This is a genomic window from Vibrio spartinae (assembly GCF_024347135.1).
Taxonomy (GTDB): domain Bacteria; phylum Pseudomonadota; class Gammaproteobacteria; order Enterobacterales; family Vibrionaceae; genus Vibrio; species Vibrio spartinae.
The window spans coordinates 1,947,793-1,972,495 of the sequence record NZ_AP024907.1 but is presented as its reverse complement, the minus strand read 5'-3'; the positions used below and the strand labels follow the sequence as shown (position 1 = coordinate 1,972,495).

The 24,703-nt window shown below is 44.8% G+C and carries 23 protein-coding genes; 14 read left to right on the top strand and 9 right to left on the bottom strand.

The window, feature by feature from the left end:
* From OCU60_RS08720 to OCU60_RS08695, 6 genes are all read left to right on the top strand, one after another.
* On the top strand, positions 1 to 1,362 hold the full coding sequence (locus OCU60_RS08720; RefSeq protein ID WP_074372500.1) for a MotA/TolQ/ExbB proton channel family protein: 1,362 nt from the start codon (positions 1 to 3) through the stop codon (positions 1,360 to 1,362).
* Entirely contained in the window at positions 1,362 to 1,901 is a 540-nt protein-coding gene (locus OCU60_RS08715) for a MotA/TolQ/ExbB proton channel family protein (RefSeq protein ID WP_074372499.1), read from the top strand. Before OCU60_RS08720 ends, OCU60_RS08715 begins: the two co-directional genes overlap by 1 nt.
* A complete protein-coding gene (locus OCU60_RS08710) occupies positions 1,898 to 2,302 on the top strand; it encodes an ExbD/TolR family protein (protein ID WP_021020272.1) in 405 nt (134 codons plus the stop codon). Before OCU60_RS08715 ends, OCU60_RS08710 begins: the two co-directional genes overlap by 4 nt.
* The gene (locus OCU60_RS08705) at positions 2,302 to 2,928 is read left to right on the top strand and encodes an energy transducer TonB (protein ID WP_074372498.1); all 627 of its coding nucleotides are present in this window, start codon (positions 2,302 to 2,304) and stop codon (positions 2,926 to 2,928) included. Before OCU60_RS08710 ends, OCU60_RS08705 begins: the two co-directional genes overlap by 1 nt.
* A 2-nt stretch (positions 2,929 to 2,930) precedes the next feature.
* Positions 2,931 to 4,106 (top strand): tetratricopeptide repeat protein, encoded by a 1,176-nt coding sequence (locus tag OCU60_RS08700; protein ID WP_235862160.1) that lies wholly within the window; start codon positions 2,931 to 2,933, stop codon positions 4,104 to 4,106.
* A gap of 171 nt (positions 4,107 to 4,277) precedes the next feature.
* Positions 4,278 to 5,120, top strand: coding sequence for a DNA ligase (locus OCU60_RS08695; protein WP_083602609.1), 843 nt, complete (start codon positions 4,278 to 4,280; stop codon positions 5,118 to 5,120).
* 155 nt (positions 5,121 to 5,275) lie between these two features.
* Here the strand turns inward: OCU60_RS08695 and OCU60_RS08690 are convergent, their stop codons facing one another.
* From OCU60_RS08690 to OCU60_RS08680, 3 genes are all read right to left on the bottom strand, one after another.
* The gene (locus tag OCU60_RS08690) at positions 5,276 to 6,646 is read right to left on the bottom strand and encodes an MATE family efflux transporter (protein WP_074372495.1); all 1,371 of its coding nucleotides are present in this window, start codon (positions 6,644 to 6,646) and stop codon (positions 5,276 to 5,278) included.
* A gap of 420 nt (positions 6,647 to 7,066) precedes the next feature.
* Positions 7,067 to 7,789 (bottom strand): riboflavin synthase subunit alpha, encoded by a 723-nt coding sequence (locus OCU60_RS08685; protein WP_074372494.1) that lies wholly within the window; start codon positions 7,787 to 7,789, stop codon positions 7,067 to 7,069.
* A gap of 119 nt (positions 7,790 to 7,908) precedes the next feature.
* A complete protein-coding gene (locus tag OCU60_RS08680; protein ID WP_074372493.1) occupies positions 7,909 to 8,778 on the bottom strand; it encodes a fructosamine kinase family protein in 870 nt (289 codons plus the stop codon).
* A 297-nt stretch (positions 8,779 to 9,075) separates the two neighbouring features.
* Here OCU60_RS08680 and OCU60_RS08675 point away from each other — a divergent pair, with 297 nt between their 5' ends.
* From OCU60_RS08675 to nagK, 3 genes are all read left to right on the top strand, one after another.
* Positions 9,076 to 9,417: a DUF3802 family protein gene (locus OCU60_RS08675; RefSeq protein ID WP_074372492.1), complete on the top strand. Its 342-nt coding sequence runs from the start codon at positions 9,076 to 9,078 to the stop codon at positions 9,415 to 9,417.
* Between the two features lie 138 nt (positions 9,418 to 9,555).
* Positions 9,556 to 11,637, top strand: a complete 2,082-nt coding sequence (locus OCU60_RS08670; protein WP_074372491.1) for a methyl-accepting chemotaxis protein — start codon at positions 9,556 to 9,558, stop codon at positions 11,635 to 11,637.
* Between the two features lie 242 nt (positions 11,638 to 11,879).
* Positions 11,880 to 12,791, top strand: coding sequence for an N-acetylglucosamine kinase (gene nagK / locus OCU60_RS08665; protein WP_074372490.1), 912 nt, complete (start codon positions 11,880 to 11,882; stop codon positions 12,789 to 12,791).
* A 65-nt stretch (positions 12,792 to 12,856) separates the two neighbouring features.
* On the opposite strand, the gene mobB is transcribed toward nagK, so the two are convergent.
* Complete coding sequence (mobB, locus tag OCU60_RS08660) at positions 12,857 to 13,408, bottom strand: molybdopterin-guanine dinucleotide biosynthesis protein B (protein ID WP_074372489.1); 552 nt, start codon at positions 13,406 to 13,408, stop codon at positions 12,857 to 12,859.
* Positions 13,409 to 13,454: 46 nt separating this feature from the next.
* Positions 13,455 to 14,045, bottom strand: coding sequence for a molybdenum cofactor guanylyltransferase MobA (gene mobA, locus OCU60_RS08655; protein ID WP_074372488.1), 591 nt, complete (start codon positions 14,043 to 14,045; stop codon positions 13,455 to 13,457).
* Between the two features lie 281 nt (positions 14,046 to 14,326).
* Between mobA and OCU60_RS08650 the strand changes: the two genes are divergently transcribed.
* From OCU60_RS08650 to cobB, 5 genes are all read left to right on the top strand, one after another.
* Entirely contained in the window at positions 14,327 to 15,700 is a 1,374-nt protein-coding gene (locus tag OCU60_RS08650) for a sigma-54-dependent transcriptional regulator (protein ID WP_083602608.1), read from the top strand.
* A 241-nt stretch (positions 15,701 to 15,941) separates the two neighbouring features.
* The gene (locus OCU60_RS08645) at positions 15,942 to 16,325 is read left to right on the top strand and encodes a DUF3305 domain-containing protein (protein ID WP_074372486.1); all 384 of its coding nucleotides are present in this window, start codon (positions 15,942 to 15,944) and stop codon (positions 16,323 to 16,325) included.
* Between the two features lie 325 nt (positions 16,326 to 16,650).
* A complete protein-coding gene (locus tag OCU60_RS08640) occupies positions 16,651 to 17,871 on the top strand; it encodes an ammonium transporter (protein ID WP_074372485.1) in 1,221 nt (406 codons plus the stop codon).
* Between the two features lie 286 nt (positions 17,872 to 18,157).
* Positions 18,158 to 19,411 (top strand): aromatic amino acid transport family protein, encoded by a 1,254-nt coding sequence (locus OCU60_RS08635; protein WP_074372484.1) that lies wholly within the window; start codon positions 18,158 to 18,160, stop codon positions 19,409 to 19,411.
* 214 nt (positions 19,412 to 19,625) lie between these two features.
* On the top strand, positions 19,626 to 20,342 hold the full coding sequence (cobB, locus tag OCU60_RS08630; RefSeq protein WP_074372483.1) for a Sir2 family NAD+-dependent deacetylase: 717 nt from the start codon (positions 19,626 to 19,628) through the stop codon (positions 20,340 to 20,342).
* Positions 20,343 to 20,503: 161 nt separating this feature from the next.
* On the opposite strand, the gene OCU60_RS08625 is transcribed toward cobB, so the two are convergent.
* The 4 genes from OCU60_RS08625 to potA all read right to left on the bottom strand — a co-directional run bounded on the left by OCU60_RS08625 (position 20,504) and on the right by potA (position 24,449).
* Positions 20,504 to 21,541 carry an extracellular solute-binding protein gene (locus tag OCU60_RS08625; RefSeq protein ID WP_074372482.1) on the bottom strand — a complete coding sequence of 346 codons (1,038 nt, stop codon included), beginning with the start codon at positions 21,539 to 21,541 and terminating at the stop codon, positions 20,504 to 20,506.
* Between the two features lie 165 nt (positions 21,542 to 21,706).
* Complete coding sequence (potC, locus tag OCU60_RS08620) at positions 21,707 to 22,483, bottom strand: spermidine/putrescine ABC transporter permease PotC (RefSeq protein ID WP_074372481.1); 777 nt, start codon at positions 22,481 to 22,483, stop codon at positions 21,707 to 21,709.
* A gap of 3 nt (positions 22,484 to 22,486) precedes the next feature.
* Positions 22,487 to 23,344, bottom strand: a complete 858-nt coding sequence (gene potB, locus OCU60_RS08615; RefSeq protein ID WP_074372480.1) for a spermidine/putrescine ABC transporter permease PotB — start codon at positions 23,342 to 23,344, stop codon at positions 22,487 to 22,489.
* Positions 23,325 to 24,449 carry a spermidine/putrescine ABC transporter ATP-binding protein PotA gene (potA, locus tag OCU60_RS08610; protein ID WP_074372479.1) on the bottom strand — a complete coding sequence of 375 codons (1,125 nt, stop codon included), beginning with the start codon at positions 24,447 to 24,449 and terminating at the stop codon, positions 23,325 to 23,327. Before potA ends, potB begins: the two co-directional genes overlap by 20 nt.
* Between the last annotated feature and the right edge of the window lie 254 nt (positions 24,450 to 24,703).

Here is a 24,703-nt window from a genome sequence, read left to right as displayed (position 1 = left end):
ATGAAATTGAAAGTATGCCTCAGCCTTTGTTTATTGAGTCTGACGCTGCCGGTTATGGCCGAGAACAGCCAGACGTCCTTGGTCAATCAAGCCCAAAGTGCACAACAGCAAGAACGACAACATAACCGAGTGCGGGAAAAATCGTTTCAAGAAACCGAGCAAACATTGCGAGCAGAAGCGAAACGTTTACAAAAAGCCAAAGCTGACCTGCAAACAGAGATCGATTCACTGACGTCCCAATTCAGTCACAATGAAAGCGCGTTGGCGAAGCAGGAAGAACAACTCCGGCTTGAAACGGGCTCTCTGGGTGAAATATTCGGTGTGGTGCGGCAAAACGCCAAAACCCTCAAATCAGATTTGTCTCATTCGATAACGCAAATTGATCGACAGACGTATACACCTGTTGTCGATGATATTGTCGCTGCGAAATCTCTGCCGTCACTCAAGCAGCTTAATGGTTTGTGGCAGAGCATGAACGAACAAATTCGCGCGAGTGGTGAAGTCACTCAAGTGAAGGTGCCTTATGTCAATGACTCCGGGGTCAAAAGCACGGAGGCCGCAGCCCGTCTCGGTTCATTTGGCCTGATATCCGCCCAAGGGTACATGAACTGGGATGACAACAAGCAGATCGCGTTCCCTTATCTCAAACAACCCGATGATGGTCCGACACTGAGCAGCATTGCGCCATTACTGGCCGGTCAGACCCAGCCGCTGGTGATTGATCCGTCAAAAGGAACCTTGCTGGCTCAGCTTGCAAATGTACCGACCTTACTTGATCGGTTAAAAGCGGGCGGTGTTGTCGGAAATATCATTCTGGGTCTGCTTGCCATTGGTCTTGTCATCGCGATTTTGCGAGGCATTTCTCTGGCGATGATCAAGCAAAAAATTAAAGCACAGCTTAAAGCGCCTCAGCAACCGGGCAACAATCCGTTAGGCCGGGTGCTGAGTGTGTATAACAAAGAAAAAAATCGTAGCGTTGAAGCATTGGAACTCCGTTTACTGGAAGTTGTTGTTGATGAACAAAGTCATCTCGAAAAAGGGTTGTCAATGCTCAAATTACTTGCCGCATTAGCCCCGATGCTGGGGTTACTCGGCACGGTGACCGGTATGATCGAAACATTTCAGGTTATTACGCAGTTCGGTAACGGGGATCCGAAAGTCATGGCCGGTGGCATATCCATGGCGCTGATCACCACGGTGCTGGGATTGGTTGCCGCAATGCCGATGTTACTGGCACACAACATCCTTTCTTCTCAGGCAGAAAGTATTCGGACCATCCTTGAAAAGCAGGGGATTGGTTTAGTTGCTGCACAAGCAGAGAACGATCAAGTCTCAAAAGATGATTTGGAGCATGCTGCGTGATGGATAGTTTCTTCATGCCGTTTGAGCAACTGTTGCTACCGCTGAACCATTTTATGGCTCAGGGCGGTACGGTGCTCTGGTGGTTGGCTGCGGTTGTTTGTTTGAACTGGTTACTGGTGATTGAGCGCTTGATCTATCTGTTTTTTCAGTTTCCCAAACAGAGGCGTCACTGGATCCAAGTGTGGACGGAACGTGATGATCAGACGTCATGGTATGCCCGCTCAGTCCGTGAAGGGTGGCTGGGGCAGGCTCACGATGCACTGTATCAGAACCTGAATTTTATCAAAGTGCTGGTGAGTATTTGCCCGATGTTAGGGTTACTCGGGACGGTGACGGGGATGATCTCGGTCTTTGATGTGATGGCGAATCAAGGCAGCAGTAATCCGAAACTGATGGCTTCAGGCATTTCTCTGGCAACACTGCCGACCATGGCGGGTATGGTTGCTGCGCTGGTGGGGATGTTTATCTATGCCCGACTGTATAAAAAATGTCAGTGGCTGGAAATGAAACTCGAAAAATCGCTGAGGAGTCGTTTATGAGGCTGGGAAGACGCTCAGTAAAGCAGGATGAAGCACAGGTCGATTTGACCTCGATGCTGGATATCGTATTTATCATGCTGATCTTTTTTATCGTGACCAGCTCTTTTGTGCGTGAGTCCGGTGTCGAAGTCAACCGCCCGCAAGCTGCCCATGCGGTGAGTCAGAAACAGGCTGGTGTTTTTGTGGCGATAACGGCTGCGAATGATATTTATATTGATAAGCGGCGTGTCGATGTTGAAAGGGTGCAGGCTACATTGGAACAGATGTTACTGGATAAACCCGATGCATCCTTGGTGATTCAAGCCGATAAACACGCTTATAACGGGACGGTCGTCCAAGTGATGGACGCCGCCAAAAGTGCCGGTGTTAAACAAATCGCGTTGGCAGCGGAGAAACGGTAATGATGCGCTGGTTATGTGCTCTGCCGGTCGCCATTGTTTTCTCTGTCGCTCTGTTTAGCTTTATGGCTTGGATGGTGGATAACGGCTCGCACCAGAAACCGGAAGAACACCGTGCTTTGCAGTTCAATATGGTGATGACTGAACCGGATGATGCGGTGCAACGGCGTCAGAGAACTGTGCCGGAAAAGCCAAAGCCGCCTGAAGCACCACAGATGACTTCGGCCGCTCAGCAACAGTCGGCAGTCGATCATGTTCCGATGATGGCATCCGTCCCTGATTTGGGATTATCTGTCGGTTTGGAAGGGGTCGCGATTCAGGCACCTGCATTTGATATCAGTGCCCTCGGCGGTAGTCGGCAAGCGATTCCTCTCTATCAGATCAAACCGGATTATCCGCCCCGGGCGAAGCGACGAGAAATTGAAGGCTCGGTGACCTTACAGTTTGATATTGATGAAAGTGGGCGGGCGGTCAATGTGCAAGTGATTGATAGTCAGCCGAAACGGATCTTTGATCGGTCGGCCAGACGAGCGATCCGCCAGTGGAAGTTTCAGCCCAGAATTGTCAACGGCAAGGCGGAGAAGCAGGTGGGGATGACTCAGATCATCAAGTTTGAGATGGATAAATGAAGATGAAATATATTTTTATCGGTTTGTTATGGTTATATACCAGCACTGTCTCCGCGGTGGAACTGAGTCGTCATGTCGCCGCTCAAGTGGTTCAAGCGCAAAAACAGGCTGAACAGCAGCAGTTGGAACAAGCGATTCAGACATTGCGGGCGGTCACCGCAGCGAAACCACAAGATCAGGCTTATGTTGCGTTAATCTTAGCCAATTACTACTGGCAAAATGAACAAAGTCAACCGGCGATTGAGCAGGCTCGTTACGCGGTCACATCTGGTCAGCTCAAAGATGATCTGGCTTGGACGGCTAAGCGGATGCTGGCTGATTTGCTAGCCAATGATCATCAGTATCAAGAAGCCGTTACCTATTATCGGCAACTGGCAGAAGCGGCACCACCGAAAAAAGACGTGTCTCAACTCTGGCTTCGGATCGGACAAATTTATTATCAGTTATCTCAGTGGCAACAATCATTGGCTGCAATCTCCCGATATGAACAATTCCGGCTGCCGGATGCGGTGACACCACTCTCAATTAAACTGGGCGCACAAATCCAGCTCACTCGCTATCAAGCAGCGATTCCGACCATTAAACGATTATTGACACTCGAACCGGACCAACGCAACTTGTGGCTACAGTTAGTGAATATGGAGATCAAAACGAAACAGTTCCGTTCGGCGCTTGCTTCGTTAGAACTCGCGCGCTTGAAAGGGGTGGCACTTTCTGAGCAAAACCTGAAATTGCTCGCGAATCTATATGCACAAAACGGTATTCCGGAAAGAGCGGCCCGGGTCATGGCTGGGGTGGTGGCGCAACCGACACCGGCACTCGAAGAGATTATCCAAACGGCATACTACTGGCAGCAGGCAAAAGAGTGGGATAAAGCGATTGAAAACTGGCAGCTCGCTGCACAACACGATAAAAAATATTATCGGTACGTCGCGCGTTTACAGCTTCAGCAGGGCAATTATCAGCATGCGCTCGATGCATTGGCTTTGTTACAAGGACATGATAAACCAGCCGATATTGCGCTGTTACGGACGCAAGCACTTTACAAGCTGAACCAATTTGAGCAGGCGCTTAGTCAAGCGAAGAAGGCTGATCGGCTTCACCCGTCTCGCGAAGCTAAAAGCTGGATTAAATATCTGACTCAGCTGCATGTATATCGACAGAACCGAGAATCTTAGCGGCGGGTTGCGAGTCATATCACAACATTGATGAGCCATCATGTTGCTGGTGAATGAGAAACCGAATACTCCCTCGAATTCAAGCCAGACATGAGATGACGCCCTTCACACTCGCTGTCATGTTATCGACCGATCAACCGATAACAGGATATTGCCGCTGTGAAAATAAAAATGACTCTTCTTTCGCTCCTGATGCTGTCACAGGGGGCCGATGCCGGATTACATGATGACTCTCCTGAACAAGTCATGCTGGCCAACACATATACTCCCGGCCGTTATGAACTTGAATTCAACCACTACCGAGCCAGCGAAAAACTGGATGGTATTCGGGGTGTCTGGGACGGCAGGCAGTTACGGACTCGAAATGGTACGCCAATTCATGCACCGCAGTGGTTTTTACGCCAACTGCCACCGTTTCCGGTAGAGGGGGAACTCTGGGCCGGAAGAGGGCAATTTCACTTGGTTCAGCAGACAATTTTGGATCAGCGTCCTGATCCGAAAAGCTGGCAGCAGATGTCATTTATGCTGTTCGATATTCCCTTTGGTATCGGTCCTTATCATCAGCGCTATCATAAAATTGCCTCATGGCTATTCAGTCAGCCCGACACCGCCCATATTCACCTGATTGAGCAATTTGCTCTGACATCTCAAAAGGCGCTGGACAAATTGATGCAGCGTATTACCCAAGCGAATGGTGAAGGGCTCATGTTGCGTGACTGGAATGCTGTCTATCATTCTGGCCGGAGTGATACTTTGCTCAAGATAAAACCTTATCGGGATGATGAAGCGCAGATAGTTGGTTACAAAAACGGAAAAGGGAAGTATCGAAATCAAGTCGGGGCGTTGTTGGTCAGGAATCGCCAAGGGGTAGAATTTTATGTTGGGAGTGGTTTAACCGATCAGCAGAGAGCGTCTCCACCGACTATCGGGAGCTGGATTACTTATCGTTATGACCGGATGACGGCGAAAGGAAAACCTCGCTTTGCGCGCTTTCTCCGTGAATGGTTGCCCTGAATCTGCGTATTGCGATGTTTTATGACCGGGTTTAGATATGGCTGAGTATAGCAATGACTGGGTGTAAAAATGGAAAACGGATATTTCAGGTCAGTGAGACTCAAAAAAATAACGGAGATGCAATGCATCCCCGTTATTGGCAAATCATCAGGTGATTATGACGAAGCCACATTCAGTTTAGGCACCGCATGTTGTTTGAAGATCCATCCGAGTCGAGCGCCCAGCATCAATGCTGCTGAAGAGAGGCCAATGATGAATCCGACCCAGAATCCGGCGACGCCCATGGGTTCTACAATCCAGTTGGTAAAGGCCAGAATACAACCGAAAGGCAGTCCGAATAGCCAATAAGCAATAAAAGTAATGTAGAAAAGGGACTTCATGTCTTTATAGCCTCGCAAGGCACCGGCAGAGACAACTTGAATTGAATCGGTGCATTGATAAATCGCGGCAATAAACAGCAGATGAGCCGCCAATGCAATGACTTCAAGATTATCTGTATACATCCAAGCCAGTTGTTCACGGAACAAGACCGTTAATGTTGCGGTGATCACCGCTGTACTGAGACCTAAGCCGATGCCGACTTTTGAGGCAATGATCGATCCATCAAAGTCATCTTCACCCAGCTTATGGCCCACACGGATACTGACCGCAGCACCGATACTCATCGGGAGCATAAATACCATCGATGAGAAGTTAACGGCGATTTGGTGTGCAGCAACAACGGTTGCCCCCAATTTGGCAACAAGAAGGGCAACCACGGCAAAGAGTGACACTTCAAAGAAAATGGCAGCCGAGACCGGTAGCCCCAGACTGAAAATCCGTATTTGTTCTTTCTTATTGATACGAGAAAGTGACTTGAAAGGGGAGAACGGTGCCAGTCGTTTTGCTGTGACGATATAAAAAGATAACATCAAGAACATCAGCCAATAGACAATCGCTGTCGCGACCCCACACCCCACACCGCCCAATGCCGGTGCACCGAACTTACCGTAGACAAAGATCCAATTCAAAGGAATGTTAATCAGTAAGCCGAGGAAACCAATCACCATAGCTGGTTTGGTCATCGACATCCCATCCGTCAGGTTTCTCAGCGCTTGAAAGAGCAAGAAGGCCGGCGCACTAAACATCATGGCATACATGTAATTGCGGGTTTTTACCGCCAGAGGGAGATCGATATCCATCCAGACCATAATTTGGTTGGTCTGCAATAAAATGAGAATGACCGGAATTGTCAGTAAAAGCGCTGCATAGATGCCTTGCTGAATTTCGTAAGGAATGCTGCTCTGTTTGCCGGCACCATTCAACTGAGCAATGACTGGCACTAAGGCCATTAGAATCCCCATACCGAAAAGAATCGTTGGCATCCAGATACTACCGGCGACGGCAACAGCGGCCATATCGACAGCGCTGGCACCACCAGCCATAACGGTGTCAACAAACCCCATTCCCGTCTGCGCCACTGAGGCGATTAAAACGGGAACTGCAAGGTTAAATAATTTTTTTGTTTCTGCTTTATAGAGATGCACAAAATTACCCAATGAGACAAAAAATAAAACGAGTTAAATTCACTGCTATTCATATATACCCCAATGTTCCAGACAGCGATCGTATTCGATATCTTGCGTGTCATTCGGTATATTACTGCAGCCCGATAGCCTGAGCCCTGCTTGAGATGACATGGATAAACCGGAGTCACCTCATCTTGCATATCCCTGCTTAACGATATTCAATGCAGCTATTATATTCGCGTCATATGGATGTCGTCTGAATATATTCTATCACTGTCATACTCAGGAGGCAGCAAGAATGTTGATAGGAATCGTTCAAAGTACAGTAAAAGCGGTTCGAAGAGCGCGCAAAAAAGATCTTTGATATTCATATAGTTGCGCTTGGTGCTTGGTATGACTAAAGCGAAGGGCTCTGCCCCTCGCTGAGCATGCAACCGATTATGAGTGGTCGGACTTGGAGAGTGCTTTTTGAGCGGCTTGACCGATAGACTCAACATCGGTGTTATTTGAGACTAAGAACTGCTCGAATAATGGCATTAAAGCGCCCATTTTCTCATCAATGGCATCGCGAACCGTGTCTACAATGACTTGCGTACCACGTTCAATTTCCACATTAATGTTTGAACCGCTCTGCTTTTCTTCGAAAGCGGTCATTCTTCGGGTCTCCGGGATCAACCAAACATCAAACCAGCCTTCATTTTTATTCACATCCGACACCGTCAGACTGGCACCATTTAAAGCAATATACCCTTTGGGGAAAATATACTTACCCCATTCGCGCGGTGCTGAAATACGGACACGATAGTTGTCATCGATTTGTTGCACGTCAAGCACTGACGTTTTGAAATCAATGTGTCCCGAGAGTGGGTGGCCGCCAATTTCGGCGCCATCTTTTGCGGCACGTTCAACGTTGACTCTTTGGTTCTGCCCGTATTCACTGAGCGTCGTAATCTCCAGGCTTTTAAGCATAACATCAAACTTCACTGTGGTGCTGGTGACTATCTCTGTCACCGTTAAGCAAACGCCATCAACAGCAACACTCGCCCCAATTTCCAGGTTGGTACAAAAACCAGGTTCAAACTCAATATTAAATGTTCTTATTCCCTTGTGGTCACTGATTGATGAGATAAGACCGACCGACTGAATGATACCTGTGAACATCGTTATTTCTCCTGTTATACCCGTGTGACAGTGTCGTCGGTATTTTGAACCAGTTGTCGCTTAATTCCTAGTGTCTTCTCTCATGATGAATCGTCTCAAGTCCGGTGATGATTACCTCACTATGATTCTTCTAAAATATAGCGAATCGACTGTTGGGCATCATCAAGATAATGGCCGCCAAAGCAGTTACAGTGATTGAGGATGTGATAGAGATTATAAATATGCTTGCGTTCCTGATATGCCAATTCTAACGGTAAAATACTTTCATACCCCTGATAGAACTCAGGTTCGAATCCACCAAATAGCTCTGTCATGGCAATATCGCATTCTCGATCCCCCCAATAACTGGCGGGATCAAAACAGAAGGGGGTGAGTCCGTTGTCTGCCACATTTCCGTGCCATAAATCACCATGGAGTAATGAAGGTTTGGGTTGATGAGATCCAAGTCGCTGGGCGATGATATCGACAAATTTATTGATATCAACAAATACGATGCCTTTTTCATAAAGCAGTTGCAATTGCCAGCCGATTCGCTGTTCGGCAAAAAAACGATGCCACTTTTTGTTCCATGAATTGGGCTGGATGGTCACACCAATATAGTTATCCTGATCAAAGCCATACTCTTTTTGTTCTTCCCATTGATGGAGACGAGCTAACTGTTCACCGAAAAGGTAACTGCGTTCTCCGCTCTCCAACGGTTTTAAATGGATATAATCCAGCACCAGAAAAGCATGCGTCTTTGAACTGCCGACCAATCGTACTTTGGGAAGATTGACACAATGACTGCGCGCAAGAGCCTTGAGATTATCTTGCTCGCAAATCAATTGTGAGAGTCCATCTTTCTCCGTGACTTTGACAAAATACTTCTCTTGTCCGTCACTGATGACATAGCTGGCATTGATATCACCACCATGAATTTTTTGTCTCTCATGAAGTTGAAACTCTTTGCCTAATGTAAGTGATAGTTGTTCTATGATACCTTGCCACATAACGATTACCTCGCAACGACGCCTTCGTAAGTCTAGGTGAGAGTGAATTATTTTTCCTATTCTTTATAATTAATAGTGACTTGGATAGGGTACATCCTCTGAATTGTGTGATTTAATGCATATTCTGCTGTTCCGATTGGAACATTCTGTTCTTGAAATTTGTTACAAATTATCTATAGACTGTGCTAAACGTTCAAAAACAATAATTTTCTGAACAGTACTACTGTAAAAATTGCGTTCTATAATTAGAATAGAAGTAATCGCTGGCTTAGACATGAATCATCGTGGAGTACAAAAGTGGTTGTAGAAACCGAAGGCTATTTGGCATTGATCGAGCATCTCTCATTAAATCTCGACGTGTTCATGCACGAAGGTGATATCGGTCAGGAGAGTGTTGAAGACGTTGTGACGGATTTAGTCGCAAGTAATATTATGGATATTTTCGAACAGAATCCTGACCTTCACTCAAGTGTCCGTTTTCAACTTCTGAAAGAAGCGGATCTGGTTGCCGAAGATTTGGAAGAAGTGCTGGCTGGGTGCTGGAAGAAAAAAGCAACCAATGAGCAGATTAGTTTTCTGGATGAATTTGTCTCATTAATGAAGAATCTGTTTGACACGGCTGTTGCAAAATATGACTGAGTATGAAGAATAATTAGTTGTCATGTTAGCATTTAGTAATATTACTATCACTGTCACGTATTTGTCATATAACTGTTACACGGCTGAAATTTTTTATTCTTAGCATCAACGCAGGTATTCACCAGATGACCAACTCAGATGCTAAATATTTTCAAATTTTTTTCCTCATCTTCCCTTATCAGAATCATCAGCGCTTGTTTCGTAGCCTTTATTCTGTTTGTTGTGCTGCTTTCTTATCAGGGACTCCGCGGGCTCCATTCTGTCGCCGGACACTTTGATCACCTCTCTAACCGGGCATTCCCTCTGGCAATTACCAATGCACAACTTGTGCAAGCAATTCTAGAGAATACCAAGCTGATGAGTGCCGGTATTCGCACCGCACAACAAGATCAACTGACTCAGATTCGTGCTGACATTGATCAAAAAATCAATGCCACGCAAGGTCTGCTAGAACAGCTCACGCAAAAGGCGGACGATACGGTTCAGCAGAGCAGTTTCACCAAGGCTCAGGCTGATACGATTATTCACAATGTGGAGACCTTTGCCTCTCTCAGCCGTTCATTGATGTCGATACAAGCTGAGAAGTTAAAAGAGCAAGTGCAATTAAAAGATGCCGCAGATACTTTTCGTTATGGTGTGAGTTCTATCGGACCGGAAATGAACCGGATTGCCAACATGTTGGCTTTTGAAAATCCGGAAGCAATGGATGCTGCAAATCGTTTTGTCGCGAATGCCGCCAAAATGGAAAGTCTGTTTTTGATGCTGATGATGGAGAAAGATGAAGCGGCTGCGCAACAATTTTATAAAACGCTGAGAACCCGAGAATCTGCAGTGTCACTGGCTTTTGATGATTTTCGGGAAATGTATCCTGAAGTGTCTGAGTTTGCCAGTCTGACGGCACCTTACGAACTCATGGAGAAAGGGTTTGCTGACCACGGTGTCATCAAGCAGGTACTGGCTCAAATTGACCTGATCCACAAACAGGATGAGCAACTCAATCAAGCGATCGATATTGCAACCCAAACCATTCAAAAACTGGATGAAATTTCACAGGGTGCCAGTCAGCAGATTAAGCAGAATCAGTCTCTGGTAAAAGAAACGCTCAGTCTGACAACCACGGCTCAGATATGGTTCATGGTGATTGCGATTCTTGTTTTGGTGATGGTTTGGTTTCTTTTACGTCGCTGGGTGCTGCATAGCCTGCGTCATATTCTGAAAGAATTGCATTCTCTCGCGCAAAAAGACTTCTCGGATACGCTGATTGAATCAGGCCCGTCAGAACTGAGACGGGTTGCCAGAAATCTGAATGAAGTGATTGACGCGATCCGTCTGTCACTCAATCAAGTTACGGAAACGTCCTCATCACTCTATCAGGCTTCTGAAATCAGTCATCAAGCTTCAGAAAGTAGTCAACGACGTTTGACACACCAGAATGAAGCGCTGGCAGGCATGAGTACAACCATGACGGAAATCGAAGCATCGGTTAGTGACATCGCATCAATTACCGGTGAGACCCATCAGGAAAGCCAACTATCCGTTTCTCATGCTCAGAAAGGGCTCGAAGTGCTGCTTCAGAATCAGGATGCATTGAAATCTCTCAATGCTCGACTGGACAGTAGTGATGAGGCAATGAATGAGTTAGTTGAGCGGGTTGATCAAATTCAGGGGATGGTCAATCTGATCAGCGGGATTGCTGATAATACCAATCTGCTGGCATTAAACGCAGCGATTGAAGCTGCCAGAGCGGGTGAGCAGGGCAGAGGATTTGCTGTTGTCGCAGATGAAGTGAGAAAGTTAGCGAGCGGTACGTCGGAGCAGACCACCAACATTCGTCAGTTGATGTCAGAGCTGGTTACCTCGGCGAATCGTTCTCGTCAGGCTGTGAATGATTCGCGCCTCCAGATGTCACTGGCATTAGAATCAGGAGAAGACGTCAAATCATCATTTACCTCGATTGAATCATCGGTGCAAGGTATTTGTGCGCGGGTTGAGCAGATCTCTGTCGCAGCAGAACAGCAAGAAAAAGCCACAGCAGAGGTGAATCATTCCATCGCTTTAATTGCTGAACAAGGGCAACAAACGGCGTTAAGTTTACAGGAAGTCGTCGGTAGTGCCGGGCAGGTTTCCGACATCGCCAACCAGCAGCAGGCCATGCTGTCACAATATCAATTAGCACCACATCAATTATCAGCGACTGCTACAGCCGCTGCATCTGCTTAAATCCCATCTTATTGCGGTGCCGAGCATCATGTTTGGCACCGGCTCATGTCTGGATGTATCATTGTTCTGCATTGGAATACGGTCAAACCGTACGATTGTGATGGGTAGCTTGGTTGCATCACATCCAAATGTATGTATGGTTTTCGTATGCAAATAGTCTCCTGATACGCAGTGTCACCGTCAGGGGCTCTGCCCGCAACGGTCACACAATGATCATTATCGTATTATGAAGGAGGCGCGCCATGTACTATGGCTTTGACGTCGGTGGAACGAAAATTGAGTTTGGTGCATTCGATACAACCTTGACCCGAGTCGCAACCGAACGCTTGCCAACCCCGCTGAAGGATTACGACCAGTTTATCAAAGTGATCGCAGAGCAGGTTGAAAAGTATGATGAAATTTTGGGCTGTGTTGGTCAAGTTGGTGTGGGACTTCCCGGCACAGAACGTGTTGATGATGGCTCGTTGCTGACGGCCAATATTCCGAGTGTCAATGGCCGTCACTTACGTCACGACTTGGAAAAACGACTACAACGCCCCGTCCGGATAGACAATGATGCGAACTGTTTTGTCTTGTCTGAAGCGTGGGATGACTCACTGCGGGACAGTCCTTCAGTCATGGGACTGATTTTAGGCACTGGGTTTGGGGGCGGACTTGTCTATCGCGGTGAAGTCTTTTCCGGCAGAAATCATGTTGCAGGAGAAGTCGGTCATATGCGGATACCAATTGATGCATGGTTTTGGTTAGGAGACAATCCGCCTTTATTCCAATGTGGATGTGGTCAGCAAGGGTGTCTGGAGAGCTATATTTCTGGTCGCGGTTTTGAGGGGTTGTATCAGCACCAGTACGGCCAATTCAAACCTGCCGTTGAGATCATTGAGAATTTTTACGCAGATGATAAGACAGCAAGTGACTTTATTGATTTTTTCATCGAATTGCTGGCGATATGTCTCGGGAATATATTTACGGCGCATGATCCGCATACCGTTGTGCTTGGTGGCGGACTATCAAATTTTGAACGGCTCTATCAGGAGCTGCCGCAACGGATCTCGCGCTATTTGTTACCAATCGCACAATGTCCGGAAATCAGAAGAGCAAAATACGGTGCAACCGGTGGTGTCCGGGGGGCTGCATTTTTGAATCTTCAATCTTGAAAACGATGATGTTTATCTGTTCTACGGTGGTTTAGCAGCCTGATTGATTCAGGCTGCAATGCCGTTTACTGTATTGATGACGGCTGAAAGCCTTGTACATATTGCATCACAAATTCAGCAATCTGAGCGGTGTCATTCAAATCGAGACAAGGCAGAGGACAGGTGATCATGTGATCCGTCGCGACCGCAATAATATCCGGGTCATCAGGATAGAGCCATGGCTTGTTAATTTCGTGACGGTGTAACTCTATCTTGGGAAAGCGTTGTTCCTTACATCCTTCAACCAGAATGATATCCAGACTCTCTGTATCAAACTGGTGTAGCAAATGATAGAAATCAGGAGATGTCGATGTCTCGGGAAATTCAGTCGTCAGAATGGCTCGCGCCGGTGTTGAGAGCAATGTCTGAAATGCACCGGCTTTGCGCAGTCGAAAACTGTCTTTTCCCGGTTTATCTTGCTCGATGACGTGATGTGAATGTTTATAAACCCCCACGCGGATATCATGCGCCATCAAGGCAGGAATTAATGATTCAAGCAGGGTTGTTTTTCCGGTTCCGGAAAAAGCAGCGAAGCCGAGCACTGCAATATTGGGCAGTTTGTCTGAAAGACTCGTCATGTTAACGATGTACCTTAGAAAGTTGTTTTGGGTTCAGGATTTGGGGTTAAGCCAGCTGCTGATCTTGCGGATTTAACAATTGTTCTGGGGTATTCACATTCATGAACATCGACTGAATATCGTGACAATCAACAGCTCGGGCACCGACCTGATCAAAAAAACGCATCACTTTTCGCTCGCCTTGTGCCAGAAATTGTTCAAGCGGACTGAGCACAGAACGGTGAGCCAGTGCATAAACCGGCTGATATTTTTCACCATCATGAGCGACATAGACCTTTCCACCGCTCTCGCTTGCCTGACAGAAGCGCTCAACCAAATCATGGCTGACTTGTGGGCCGTCACAGGGAAGAATGCCAACCCATTCCGTTTCAGCATGTTTTAAGGCGCTGTGTAGCCCAGCCAAGGGGCCGGGATAATCCGAATAAAGATCTTCAATGACAGGCGCGTATTGCCGATAAGCTGCCTGATTACGGTTGGCACAGATCCAAAGAGAGGAGACTTGAGGTTGCAGTGCGTCAATCACCCGCTGAATTAATGGCCGTCCCTGATAAACCAACAATCCTTTATCATGACCGCCCATCCGCGAAGATTGTCCTCCGGCAAGAATCACCCAAGTGATTTGATGTTCTTCGAGCATATAATATTTACTTCATACCGAGACAAGCATTCACTTTATCTCAATCACAATTTATCTCAACTACAATATCAATACTTGGCTGGTGGTATACACGAAAGTCTCTGGTTTGATGACTTTTGAAATAAGATCACGAAACGATTGCAGAAATAACATGGATTTGATGAATCGTTTCATGAAATGGTGACAATAGTGTCAAGGTGGGCGACAATATTCCGTATGTCATTCTGAATAATCGATTCCTTACCTGAAAACAGCAGATCATCTAGCCGAGAGTCATACTTGTGAAATTACTAACCGAACGACAATTTCTGACTTTTTCTGTCCTGGTGATTAGTCATCAGCCAGAAGTTTTAGTGCAGTTTGTCCGTGCTTTATCGGGTTTGGTTTCCGGATTAGATACGATGAGTCATCCGCAAGATGATCGTCAGTTATTGGCGCTTTATGACCTGATTATTCTGGATGTCAATGCGTGCCAATCCCATGAATTTACTCAAATCTCGTCATCTTTTGAAGGTGAGATTCTGCTGCTGTTGAATGAAAATGAGCTCAAATCAGATCTTGTTCAAGGACGTTATTATCTCTTGCCCCCGCTAAATGCGCATCAGATTCAGCAAGCGGTTAAGTGTGCCTTACAACGGTTGATTGAAACCCAAAAATATACCGTGCTGACACAAACATTAGATCAGTCTCACCAGGCAACCATTGTTGGCAATTCGGACAGAACAAAATCTCTCAAGCAACAGATCATGCAGTATGCGCCGTCAAAAGCGCCTGTTCTGATTGAGGGCGAGGTCGGGACCGGTAAAGAATTGGCAGCACGAGCTATCCATGAGGCGAGTGGGCGAGTCGGGCCTTTTGTGATGGTGAATGGTGCCGATATCCATGCGGATTCAGTGGCAACAGAGCGATTGTTCCATCATGGCGGTTCATTACGTCTTGCCAATCATGGCACGCTATTTTTGGATGGCATTGAAAATACCCCTGCTGATTTTCAACATATTCTGGTTCAGTTACTTGAAGGACGAACTGTTCAGTCGCAAGGGGGAAATTCATCGTATTTAATTGATGTTCGTTTAATATCCGCAAGCACAAAAGGAATGAGCAATATTGTCAGAGAAAATGGATTTTGCAGAGAGTTATATGAACGCTTGTCGGTATTAAAAATGAATATTTCACCATTGCGTGATAGGTTGAGTGACTTAAGAGAACTATTCCCTTATTTAACCCAACGTCTTTGTGATAAATTATCACTGCCTATACCAACATGGTTAAATGAGTACGATTTTTATCAAGGTGAATATAACTGGCCGGGAAATGTAAGGGAAGTTATTAATCTGATTGAAAGATGTTTGATTATAAATAAATCGCCTAATGATTATTGGCATGAATATATGATGCAGTCATCACAATATGCATCAAAAATGATGGTTAGCATCTCTCATCATAGTGAAATTCCTGAATTTCATTTCTCAAGAGCACCAACACCGATGCGGGGTTATCCGAATGATTGGAGCCTGCAGGAAATAGAGAAATCTCATATACAGAAAGTCGTTGATTTTTATGATGGTAATAAGTCAGCAGCGGCTCGCCAGCTCGGTATTTCACGTAAGACATTGGAGCGAAAATATAAAGAGTGGCAATCCGAGTCTGATTGAGATCACTAAAATGTGTCATGTGACCTTATTTACAATAAAAACTCCTACCAATACTTCATTATTCTCTAAAAAATGAGACATTTGCTTATTTATTGATAGGCTATTCTATTCTGATATTCGGATCTTGAACCTTATTTTTTCATTGGTATCGCAATAGTTTTTACACAAAATTTTGTGATAAATAAAAAGTGAGAGTGAATCGAATGTCAGAGCCTGTTAATAAAAAATAAGAGCGATCAAAATGTCATATTTAAAAAAACCTACAAAGTCAGAAATTACATGGCTAATTGAATGTCAGTTTATTGAACACCAGATTACTGCCGGCGCATGGGTCACAATACAAAAGCAGTTAGTTGGATTTGAACTGATTCCTGATCTCGATTCGGAAAATCTTGGGACATTACGACTGCATCGTCGTGAAAAAAAAGACTACCGAAAAAACTTAAAATCCAAAGAGCCTAAGCTTTATGCGATATTAAATACAACCCCTCAAAAAGAAATTCAGGTGCTGACAGCATCTCCCCGAACGGCTCGACGATTTATGGATCAAGAATATTTGGTTCTATCAAATCGGATGCCGGATGAAGTCAGGGCATGGATAGCATCTTATCTTGGTAAGCGTTAGCGCTGATATCAAGAATTGTTTCACTTAATTGGGTGCCCAATATTGATGCATTTAGTCAATATTGGTGCACTCTCATGTTGCAGGATAGTGCTTACCGGTATTGGATAGATAAAATAGTCCTTATTATTCAATTTGTTAGTGTTTGATTTTGCCGCTCATCGCTATCATGTAATTTGGCATAAATACTGCTTAATTCGCTGCAAACTATGATTCTCCCCAAAATGGGGATTTTTTCATTTTTATTAGCACTAAGTTAGGGCGTCTTATGGAAAGAGTGATTTTTTCTGGGATGCATGGTGCAGTTGAATTGATGGAGAGAACACGAATGGAGCACAACTTAAGTCAAGTTCAGGGGGCAGTCCAGACCCTGACTCAAAGTTCAGATACATTGTTTTTATTGCTGGGTGCGATTATGGTTTTTCTGATGCACGCTGGCTTTGCTTTTCTAGAGGTTGGTACGGTCCGCAAGAAAAATCAGGTCAATGCCTTGGTCAAAATACTGGTTGATTTCGGCGTATCAACCATCGCCTATTTCTTTATTGGCTACTGGATTGCATACCATACGACTTTTTTCTCCAGTGCCGAAGTGCTTGCTGCCGGGAACGGTTATGCGCTGGTTAAATTTTTCTTTCTACTGACTTTTGCAGCTGCGATCCCTGCGATTGTTTCTGGCGGTATTGCTGAGCGAGCTCGTTTTCATCCGATTATGATCGCCACCTTTTTTACCGTTGGTATGATTTATCCATTTTTCGAAGGGATGATCTGGAATGGAAACTTCCAATTTCAAAATTGGCTTGAGATCCAGTTTGGTCATCCGTTTCATGACTTTGCCGGTTCGGTCGTTGTCCATGCTGTTGGCGGATGGATTGCGCTGGTTGCTGTGATCTTTTTGGGGATGAGGAAAGGGCGGATTCGGGCCGGAAAACATACCAGCTTCGCGCCCTCAAATATTCCATTTCTTGCTTTAGGTGCTTGGATTCTTAGTGTGGGATGGTTTGGTTTTAATGTGATGTCTGCACAAACACTCAATGGGATCAGCGGTCTTGTGGCAATGAACTCTCTCATGGCAATGGTCGGTGGGATTCTGGCTGCATTTATTGTTGGAAAAAATGACCCCGGCTTTATTCATAACGGACCTTTGGCAGGATTGGTCGCGGTGTGCGCTGGTTCGGATCTGATGCATCCTCTTGGTGCATTGGTTACGGGAGGAATCGCGGGTGTCCTGTTTGTTTGGGTTTTTACCTGGCTACAGAATAAAACTCATATAGATGACGTGTTGGGCGTTTGGCCACTGCATGGCTTATGTGGTGCCTGGGGCGGGATTGCCGCAGGTATTTTTGGTCAGCAGTCACTCGGTGGTATTGGTGGTGTGAGCCTGACGGCTCAATTACTGGGAACTATCGCAGGCATTTTCGTGGCGCTATTGGGCGCACTGATTGTTTATGGTTCACTTCAGAAAACCATAGGGCTGAGACTTTCTGAGGAAGATGAATTTAATGGTGCGGATCTAGCAATTCATAAAATTTCCACTATTAATGAGGAATAAACTATCACGTATATGCACGAGGGCATCCCCGTGCATATACACCGATGTAATGATTGGATTTATTTCAATAACATCTACTCAACAACCGCCTTTCGCATCACTTTTTCTTATTCATATAATTAGAAATAATCATGTATAGCACGTTAAATTCGTGACCCGGACTATCTTTTGTCAAGCTTATCTTTAAGTTCATTCACTTCCGTATTCCCAAAACTTCTGATTGCTGGTCAAATATAACTGAAACTTATTTTTAGTATATTATTTTGCCAATGATGAGAAACTTCACATGAATACAACAATATTAGTACAAAATAACAAATATTCATCTGGTAAATGGACTTACAAAGATTTTACATGGTGCCTCTCCCTGTTTGGAACAGCTGTCGGAGCAGGTGTGCTTTTCCTACCGATTAAAGCGGGGGCCGGTGGCTTTTGGCCATTAGTCATTCTTGCCCTGATTGCTGCGCCGATGACATGGTTTGCGCATAAAAGTCTGGCGCGTTTTGTGTTATCAGCCAAGCATCCTGAATCTGATATTACGGATACGGTTGAAGAACATTTTGGTAAAACCGGTGCCAATCTGATTACGTTTGCTTATTTTTTCGCAATTTATCCAATCGTGTTAATTTATGGCGTGGGCATTACCAATACGGTGGATTCGTTTTTGGTGCATCAACTTGCGCTGCCCTCCATTCCTCGTTGGTTACTGTCCGGTGCATTGATTCTGACGATGACGGGTGGGGTAGTATTTGGCAAAAACCTGATGCTCAAAGCAACCTCATTGATGGTTTATCCGCTGGTGTTGATTTTACTTGCACTGTCGATTTATCTGATTCCGGACTGGAATACATCAATGATTGAAGTCAGACCCGATTGGTCGGAAATGCCGATGATTATTTGGCTGGCGATTCCACTGATTGTTTTTTCATTTAATCATAGCCCGATTATCAGCCAATTTACCAAGGAACAACGTTTAACTTATGGGGATGATGCCGCACAAAAGACCGATATGATTACCGGTGGTGCTGCATTTATGCTGATGGCATTTGTGATGTTTTTTGTGTTTTCGGTTGTTTTGTCTCTTTCTCCTGAACAACTCGCACTTGCAAAAGCGCAAAATATTTCCGTCTTGTCTTATCTGGCGAATGAACATGATTCACCTTTGATCTCTTATTTGGGACCTATCGTGGCATTTGCTGCTATTACATCCAGTTATTTTGGTCATTTCCTTGGTGCCCATGAAGGATTGGTCGGGCTGATTAAATCTCGCAGCAACATGTCAGTGCAATCAATTGATCGCTCTTCTCTGATTTTTATCGTGTTAACGACTTGGATCGTTGCCATTATTAATCCGAGTATCTTAGGGATGATTGAAACCATGGGTGCACCAATGATTGCCGCCATTTTATTTATTATGCCGGTCTATGCGATGAGACGCGTTGGCGCGATGAAAAAATTCCGAACGTCTGTCCCCGTCCAGATTTTTACAATGATCTGTGGCTTGGCTGCCATTACTTCTGTCATTTGTGGCGCTTTATAACGCTTGTCTGTGCTCGATATTTTTACCCCCCCATAGGTATCTCTTATGGGGGGGTTCATTTTTATTTACGGGCAAACACGTTTCACCGATGATATTTCCGGGAGAGGGACGGTATATCGGTGAAGTCTGTTGAACGTGGTATACCATGGTCTATTTTTTTCTGCCCAAAAGATCAGGTATATTAAAGGTAAAACTGAAAGCATAAGGATATGACATGCACTATCCATATCGTAATATTGTGGTTCTCACTGGCGCTGGGATTTCCGCAGAATCAGGCATTCAAACCTTCAGAGCGCAGGATGGTCTTTGGGAAAATCACAATATCGAAGATGTTGCGACGCCCGAAGGGTTTGAGCGCAATCCGGAACTGGTTCAGAATTTTTATAATCAACGGCGACGAAAACTTCTTTCTGCATCGATTCAACCAAACTCTGCTCATCTTGCTTTAGGTAAACTTGAAGCAGAACTCGATGGTCGGGTCACTGTCATTACTCAAAATATCGATAATTTACATGAGCGCGGTGGAAGTAAAAATGTGATCCATATGCATGGCGAGCTGTTGAAAGCGCGTTGCTGCGAATCACAGCAAGTGATTGATCAAACCGATGATTTGCACATGGGCGATCTTTGCCATTGCTGTCAGATACCTTCTCAATTACGACCTCATATTGTGTGGTTTGGTGAAATGCCGTTGAGAATGGGAGAGATTTATACTGCACTCGAACAAGCGGATTTATTTATTTCAATTGGTACTTCAGGGGTCGTTTACCCTGCGGCAGGTTTTGTTCATGATGCGAAAATGCATGGTGCCCATACGATAGAAATTAATCTTGAGCCGAGCGCTGTGGAAAGTGAATTTGTCGAAAAGCGTTATGGTAAAGCCAGTATCGAAGTACCGAGACTGATCGATGAGTTGCTTTTACCCGATTAGTGGTGTTGTTTGACGAGACTTTTGTCTGAAGGGGCTCTCGTTTGATTCGGTATCCATTGTCTTGCAATGAATAACACATAAAAATGGCAGATAAAAAAAGTGGCTTTTGCCACTTTTTTTATTGAAGTCAGACTCTTTGCTGCAAGTCAAACAGCAAATCATTAGTTACTGACTTTCAGCTTTTGGAAATACGATTCGTACAAGTGATTCGCGTCACCGACTTCATCTTGCCAGACACCGCTGTCCATAACCGATTGAGGCGGGAAAATATTCGGATCATTAGCGAACTCGCTTGGCAATTGCTTATAGGCCGCCTTTACGGGCGTCGGATAACCAATTTCTAGCGCAATTTTTGCTGCATTTTCAGGACGAAGCAGGAAATCAATCATTTGATGAGCAGCTTGAACATGTTTGGCACCTGAAGGGATTGCCAGACTATCCATCCAGAAAATCGTGCCTTTTTCTGGCCAGACGATATCAATGGGTACGCCTTCTTGTCGTGCCATATAAGCCGAGCCATTCCACAGCATTCCCAGAGAAACTTCACCGGCAATATATGGATTTGCCGGAAAATCTGAGTTGAACACCAGTACATTCGGCATGAGCGATTTTAATGCTTCGTATGCTGCTTTAATCTCATCAGGATTAGTGGTATTGGGTGAGTAACCCAGTTTTGACAATGCAATATGGAAAACTTCACGCGCGTCATCCATCAGCAATAACTGACCTTTCCATTGTGGGTCCCATAAATCGTCCCAGCGATGGATCGTGGATTTATCGATAATATCGGTGTTGATGCCGATACCGGTTGCTCCCCAAATGTAAGGGATTGAATAGTTGTTATTCGGATCAAACGATTTATTCAAATAATTGGGATCCAGTCCGTCGAAATGAGGGAGCAGAGATTTGTCAATGGGTTGCAACATGCCTTCTTTGCGCATTTTTGAAACAAAGTAAGTGGATGGTACAACTAAATCATAACCCGATCCCTGAGTCTTCAACTTTGCGTACATCGTTTCATTCGATTCGTAAGTTGAATAGATGACTTTAATCCCTGTTTCTTTGGTAAATTCCTGAAGGATTTCATTTGGAATATATTCAGACCAATTGTAAAAATAGAGTGTCTGATCGTCTGCCATACTATAGCCGGAAAATAATGCAGCGGTAGACAAAATACCTGCAAAGAATTTATTTTTCATTGTTGCTGTGGATCCCTGTTAACCGTGGAAAGTATCAATCACACCAAAGAAGATGATGTGGTACGTCTGTGCAATTATGGCATTGAAAACCATTATTGTAGTCAATGAAGTTCACTGAAAACTTCAAAAAATGAGTTATTTCTTATCTTTGTAACAATCTTATTTTTAGTGGCGTTGCAGCTTATCTCTCCCAATATAATGAGAAATAACAACCAGTGTAAATGATATCAGTAACATCACTGTCGCCAGCGCGTTGACTTCCGGAGAAATACCGACTTTTACCATGGAGTAAATTTTTAAAGGGAGTATTTCGTAACTCGGACCGGTTACAAATGAACTGATAATGACATCGTCCAGTGAGAGGGTAAAGCTAATCAGCCAGCCTGAAGCCACTGCTGGCTTGGCTAATGGGAGGATAATTTTATGCAGAATCACCCATTCGCTGGCCCCTAAGTCTCGGGCTGCTTCCAACATTTTGACATCAAAACCATTCAACCGTGTATAGACAGCAACGACAACAAAAGGCAGACAAAATGTAATATGGGAAAAGAATAACGTCAGAAAACCGAGATGGACACCTAACACAAGAAAAAGGGCCAACAGAGAAATTGCCATCACGATATCCGGTGACATCATCACGACAAACAGCATCCCATTAACAAGGGATTTTCCTTGAAATCGGTAACGAAATAGTGCAACGGCGGTCAGACTGCCGATGATGGTTGCCGTTGTCGCTGAAAATACCGCGACATTGAAAGAGTGCCATGCAGCCTGCATCAAACTGTCATTTCCGATGAGAGCGTTATACCATTTGGTGGAGAACCCATCCCATCTCATGCCAAATTTATTAGCATTGAATGAATTAATGATTAAAACAAAAATCGGGAGATACAGAAAACTATATACGATAGTCATCAAACTAAAACGAAAGATTTTTGTCATGATTTAAAGTTCCATTTTTCGGTTTAACAGACGACCTGTCTTGTAATAAACATAAAGTAACAGCGCCATGACGAATGTCAGAGCGATGCTGGTCGCCGCACCGGCTGGCCAGTCTCTCGCATTGAGTATTTGGCTCTTAATAATATTACCGATCAGCGGATTTTTTGCACCGCCCAGTAAGTCAGAAATATAAAACATGCCAAGCGCCGGTAATAACACTAATAAACAGCCACCGATAATGCCCGGCATTGTGAGAGGAATAATAATTTTAATTAACGTCTGAAACTTATTTGCGCCGAGATCTTGCGCGGCTTCGACATAAGCGTAATCCAGTTTTTCAAATGCAGAGTAAAGCGGCAGAATCATAAAAGGGAGTAAAATATAGACCAGTCCGATCATGACGGCAATTTCGGTATACATGACTCGAAATGGGGTATCAATCAACCCTAAGGCTAGCAGTGACTTATTCAGGATACCATTGGTTCCTATAACGATTTTCAAACCATAGGTGCGAATCAGTGAATTGGTCCAGAATGGCACGATCACGAGAAATAACAGAAAAGGACGCCGGGACACCGGCATCTTTGCAATTGCAAATGCAAAAGGGTAGCCGATGAGCAGACAGAGCAATGTCGCGATTCCCGCCATATAAAATGAATGCATCAGCACTTTGACATAGAGTGGGTCGATCAGATCGATATAGTTTTCCCACGTGAGTGTAAATTTGATCAGGTCTGTCTCATCTCGGGTGAGAAAACTCGTTCCAATCACCATCAGGTTAGGGATGAACACAAAGAGCAACAACCAACTTACAATCAAAGAGATAATCGCTTGGCGGAGACTAATTCGAGGCATTTTCATCCAGAACAACCTCCCAACTTTCAACCCAAGTGAGCACAACTTTTTGCCCGAGAGAGTGATCGACATCAGGGTCATCTTCATTGAAAAACTCACTGACCATGATGCGTAGGCCGGACGATAATTCAATGACTGAATCTAATGTCATCCCTTTGTAGGTTCGATCGATCACATGTCCGGTAATCCCTTCGCTATCGCTTTCTTTCACTTCTTTCAGACGAATATCTTCAGGGCGCAATAAAACCTGAAGCCGCTGACCGGCAATCACTGCTTTGTCGAAGTCAATGATCGCATTCGTCCCTTCGATTGAAACGAGAATTCGCCTTTCATCAACTCTTTCGATCGTCACAGCTTCAAAAACATTGATTTCACCGATAAAGCGGGCGACAAACAGGTTTTTCGGATCTTCATAAATGGCTTTCGGCGTGCCGTCTTGTTCAATGTTACCGTCTCTCATGACAATAATTCGATCTGACATCGATAGCGCTTCTTCTTGATCATGGGTGACAAAAATGAAAGTAATCCCCAATTGACGCTGAAGTTGTTTCAGTTCGACCTGCATTTGTTGACGCAGTTTATAGTCGAGTGCGGATAATGATTCATCCAGCAAGAGCACTTTCGGTTTATTGACCATGGCCCGGGCTATGGCAACCCGTTGTTGCTGCCCTCCGGACAACTGATGAGGTTTGCGTCCGGCATAATCGTCTAATCGCACCATTTTCAGCACCTCTGATACTCTGGTGTGAATATCCGCTGCCGGCACTTTGCGCATTCTCAACCCAAAGGCAACATTGTCAAAAACTGTCATATGTGGGAAGAGGGCATAACTTTGGAAAACAGTATTGACGTTACGATGTTCTGCCGAAATGGCCGTGACATCTTGTCCGTCGAGGAAAATATTGCCCTGATCGGCTGATTCAAATCCCGCAATCATTCTCAGGATGGTGGTTTTACCACATCCGGATGGCCCGAGAATGGTTAAAAACTCACCGTGATTCACTTGTAATGAAAAATCATCAATAATTTTTTTTCCGTCGTAACTTTTACTCATTCCTCTCAGAAAAACCACGGGAGATTCATGTGATTGTGCTGCGTTCAATGTTTCCATTTCTCCATTGAAAGGCTGAGATTGTCAGCGTCGATTAAGGTCTCTCATGGCGAGCCATGTCATTTGCTGCATCATAATATTCACTCATTTGAAGTCAATTCAATTTTAGAGGCTTGACAATGAATTTTTATGACTATTTCAATAAATTGCTCAAATGATGAGTAAAAATCAGTGCCAACGAGGGGGTTTTTATCAAATGAATAAAAAAAGTTACATCTATACAATTTCGGGTTGAAATCAATTTCAGTATAATG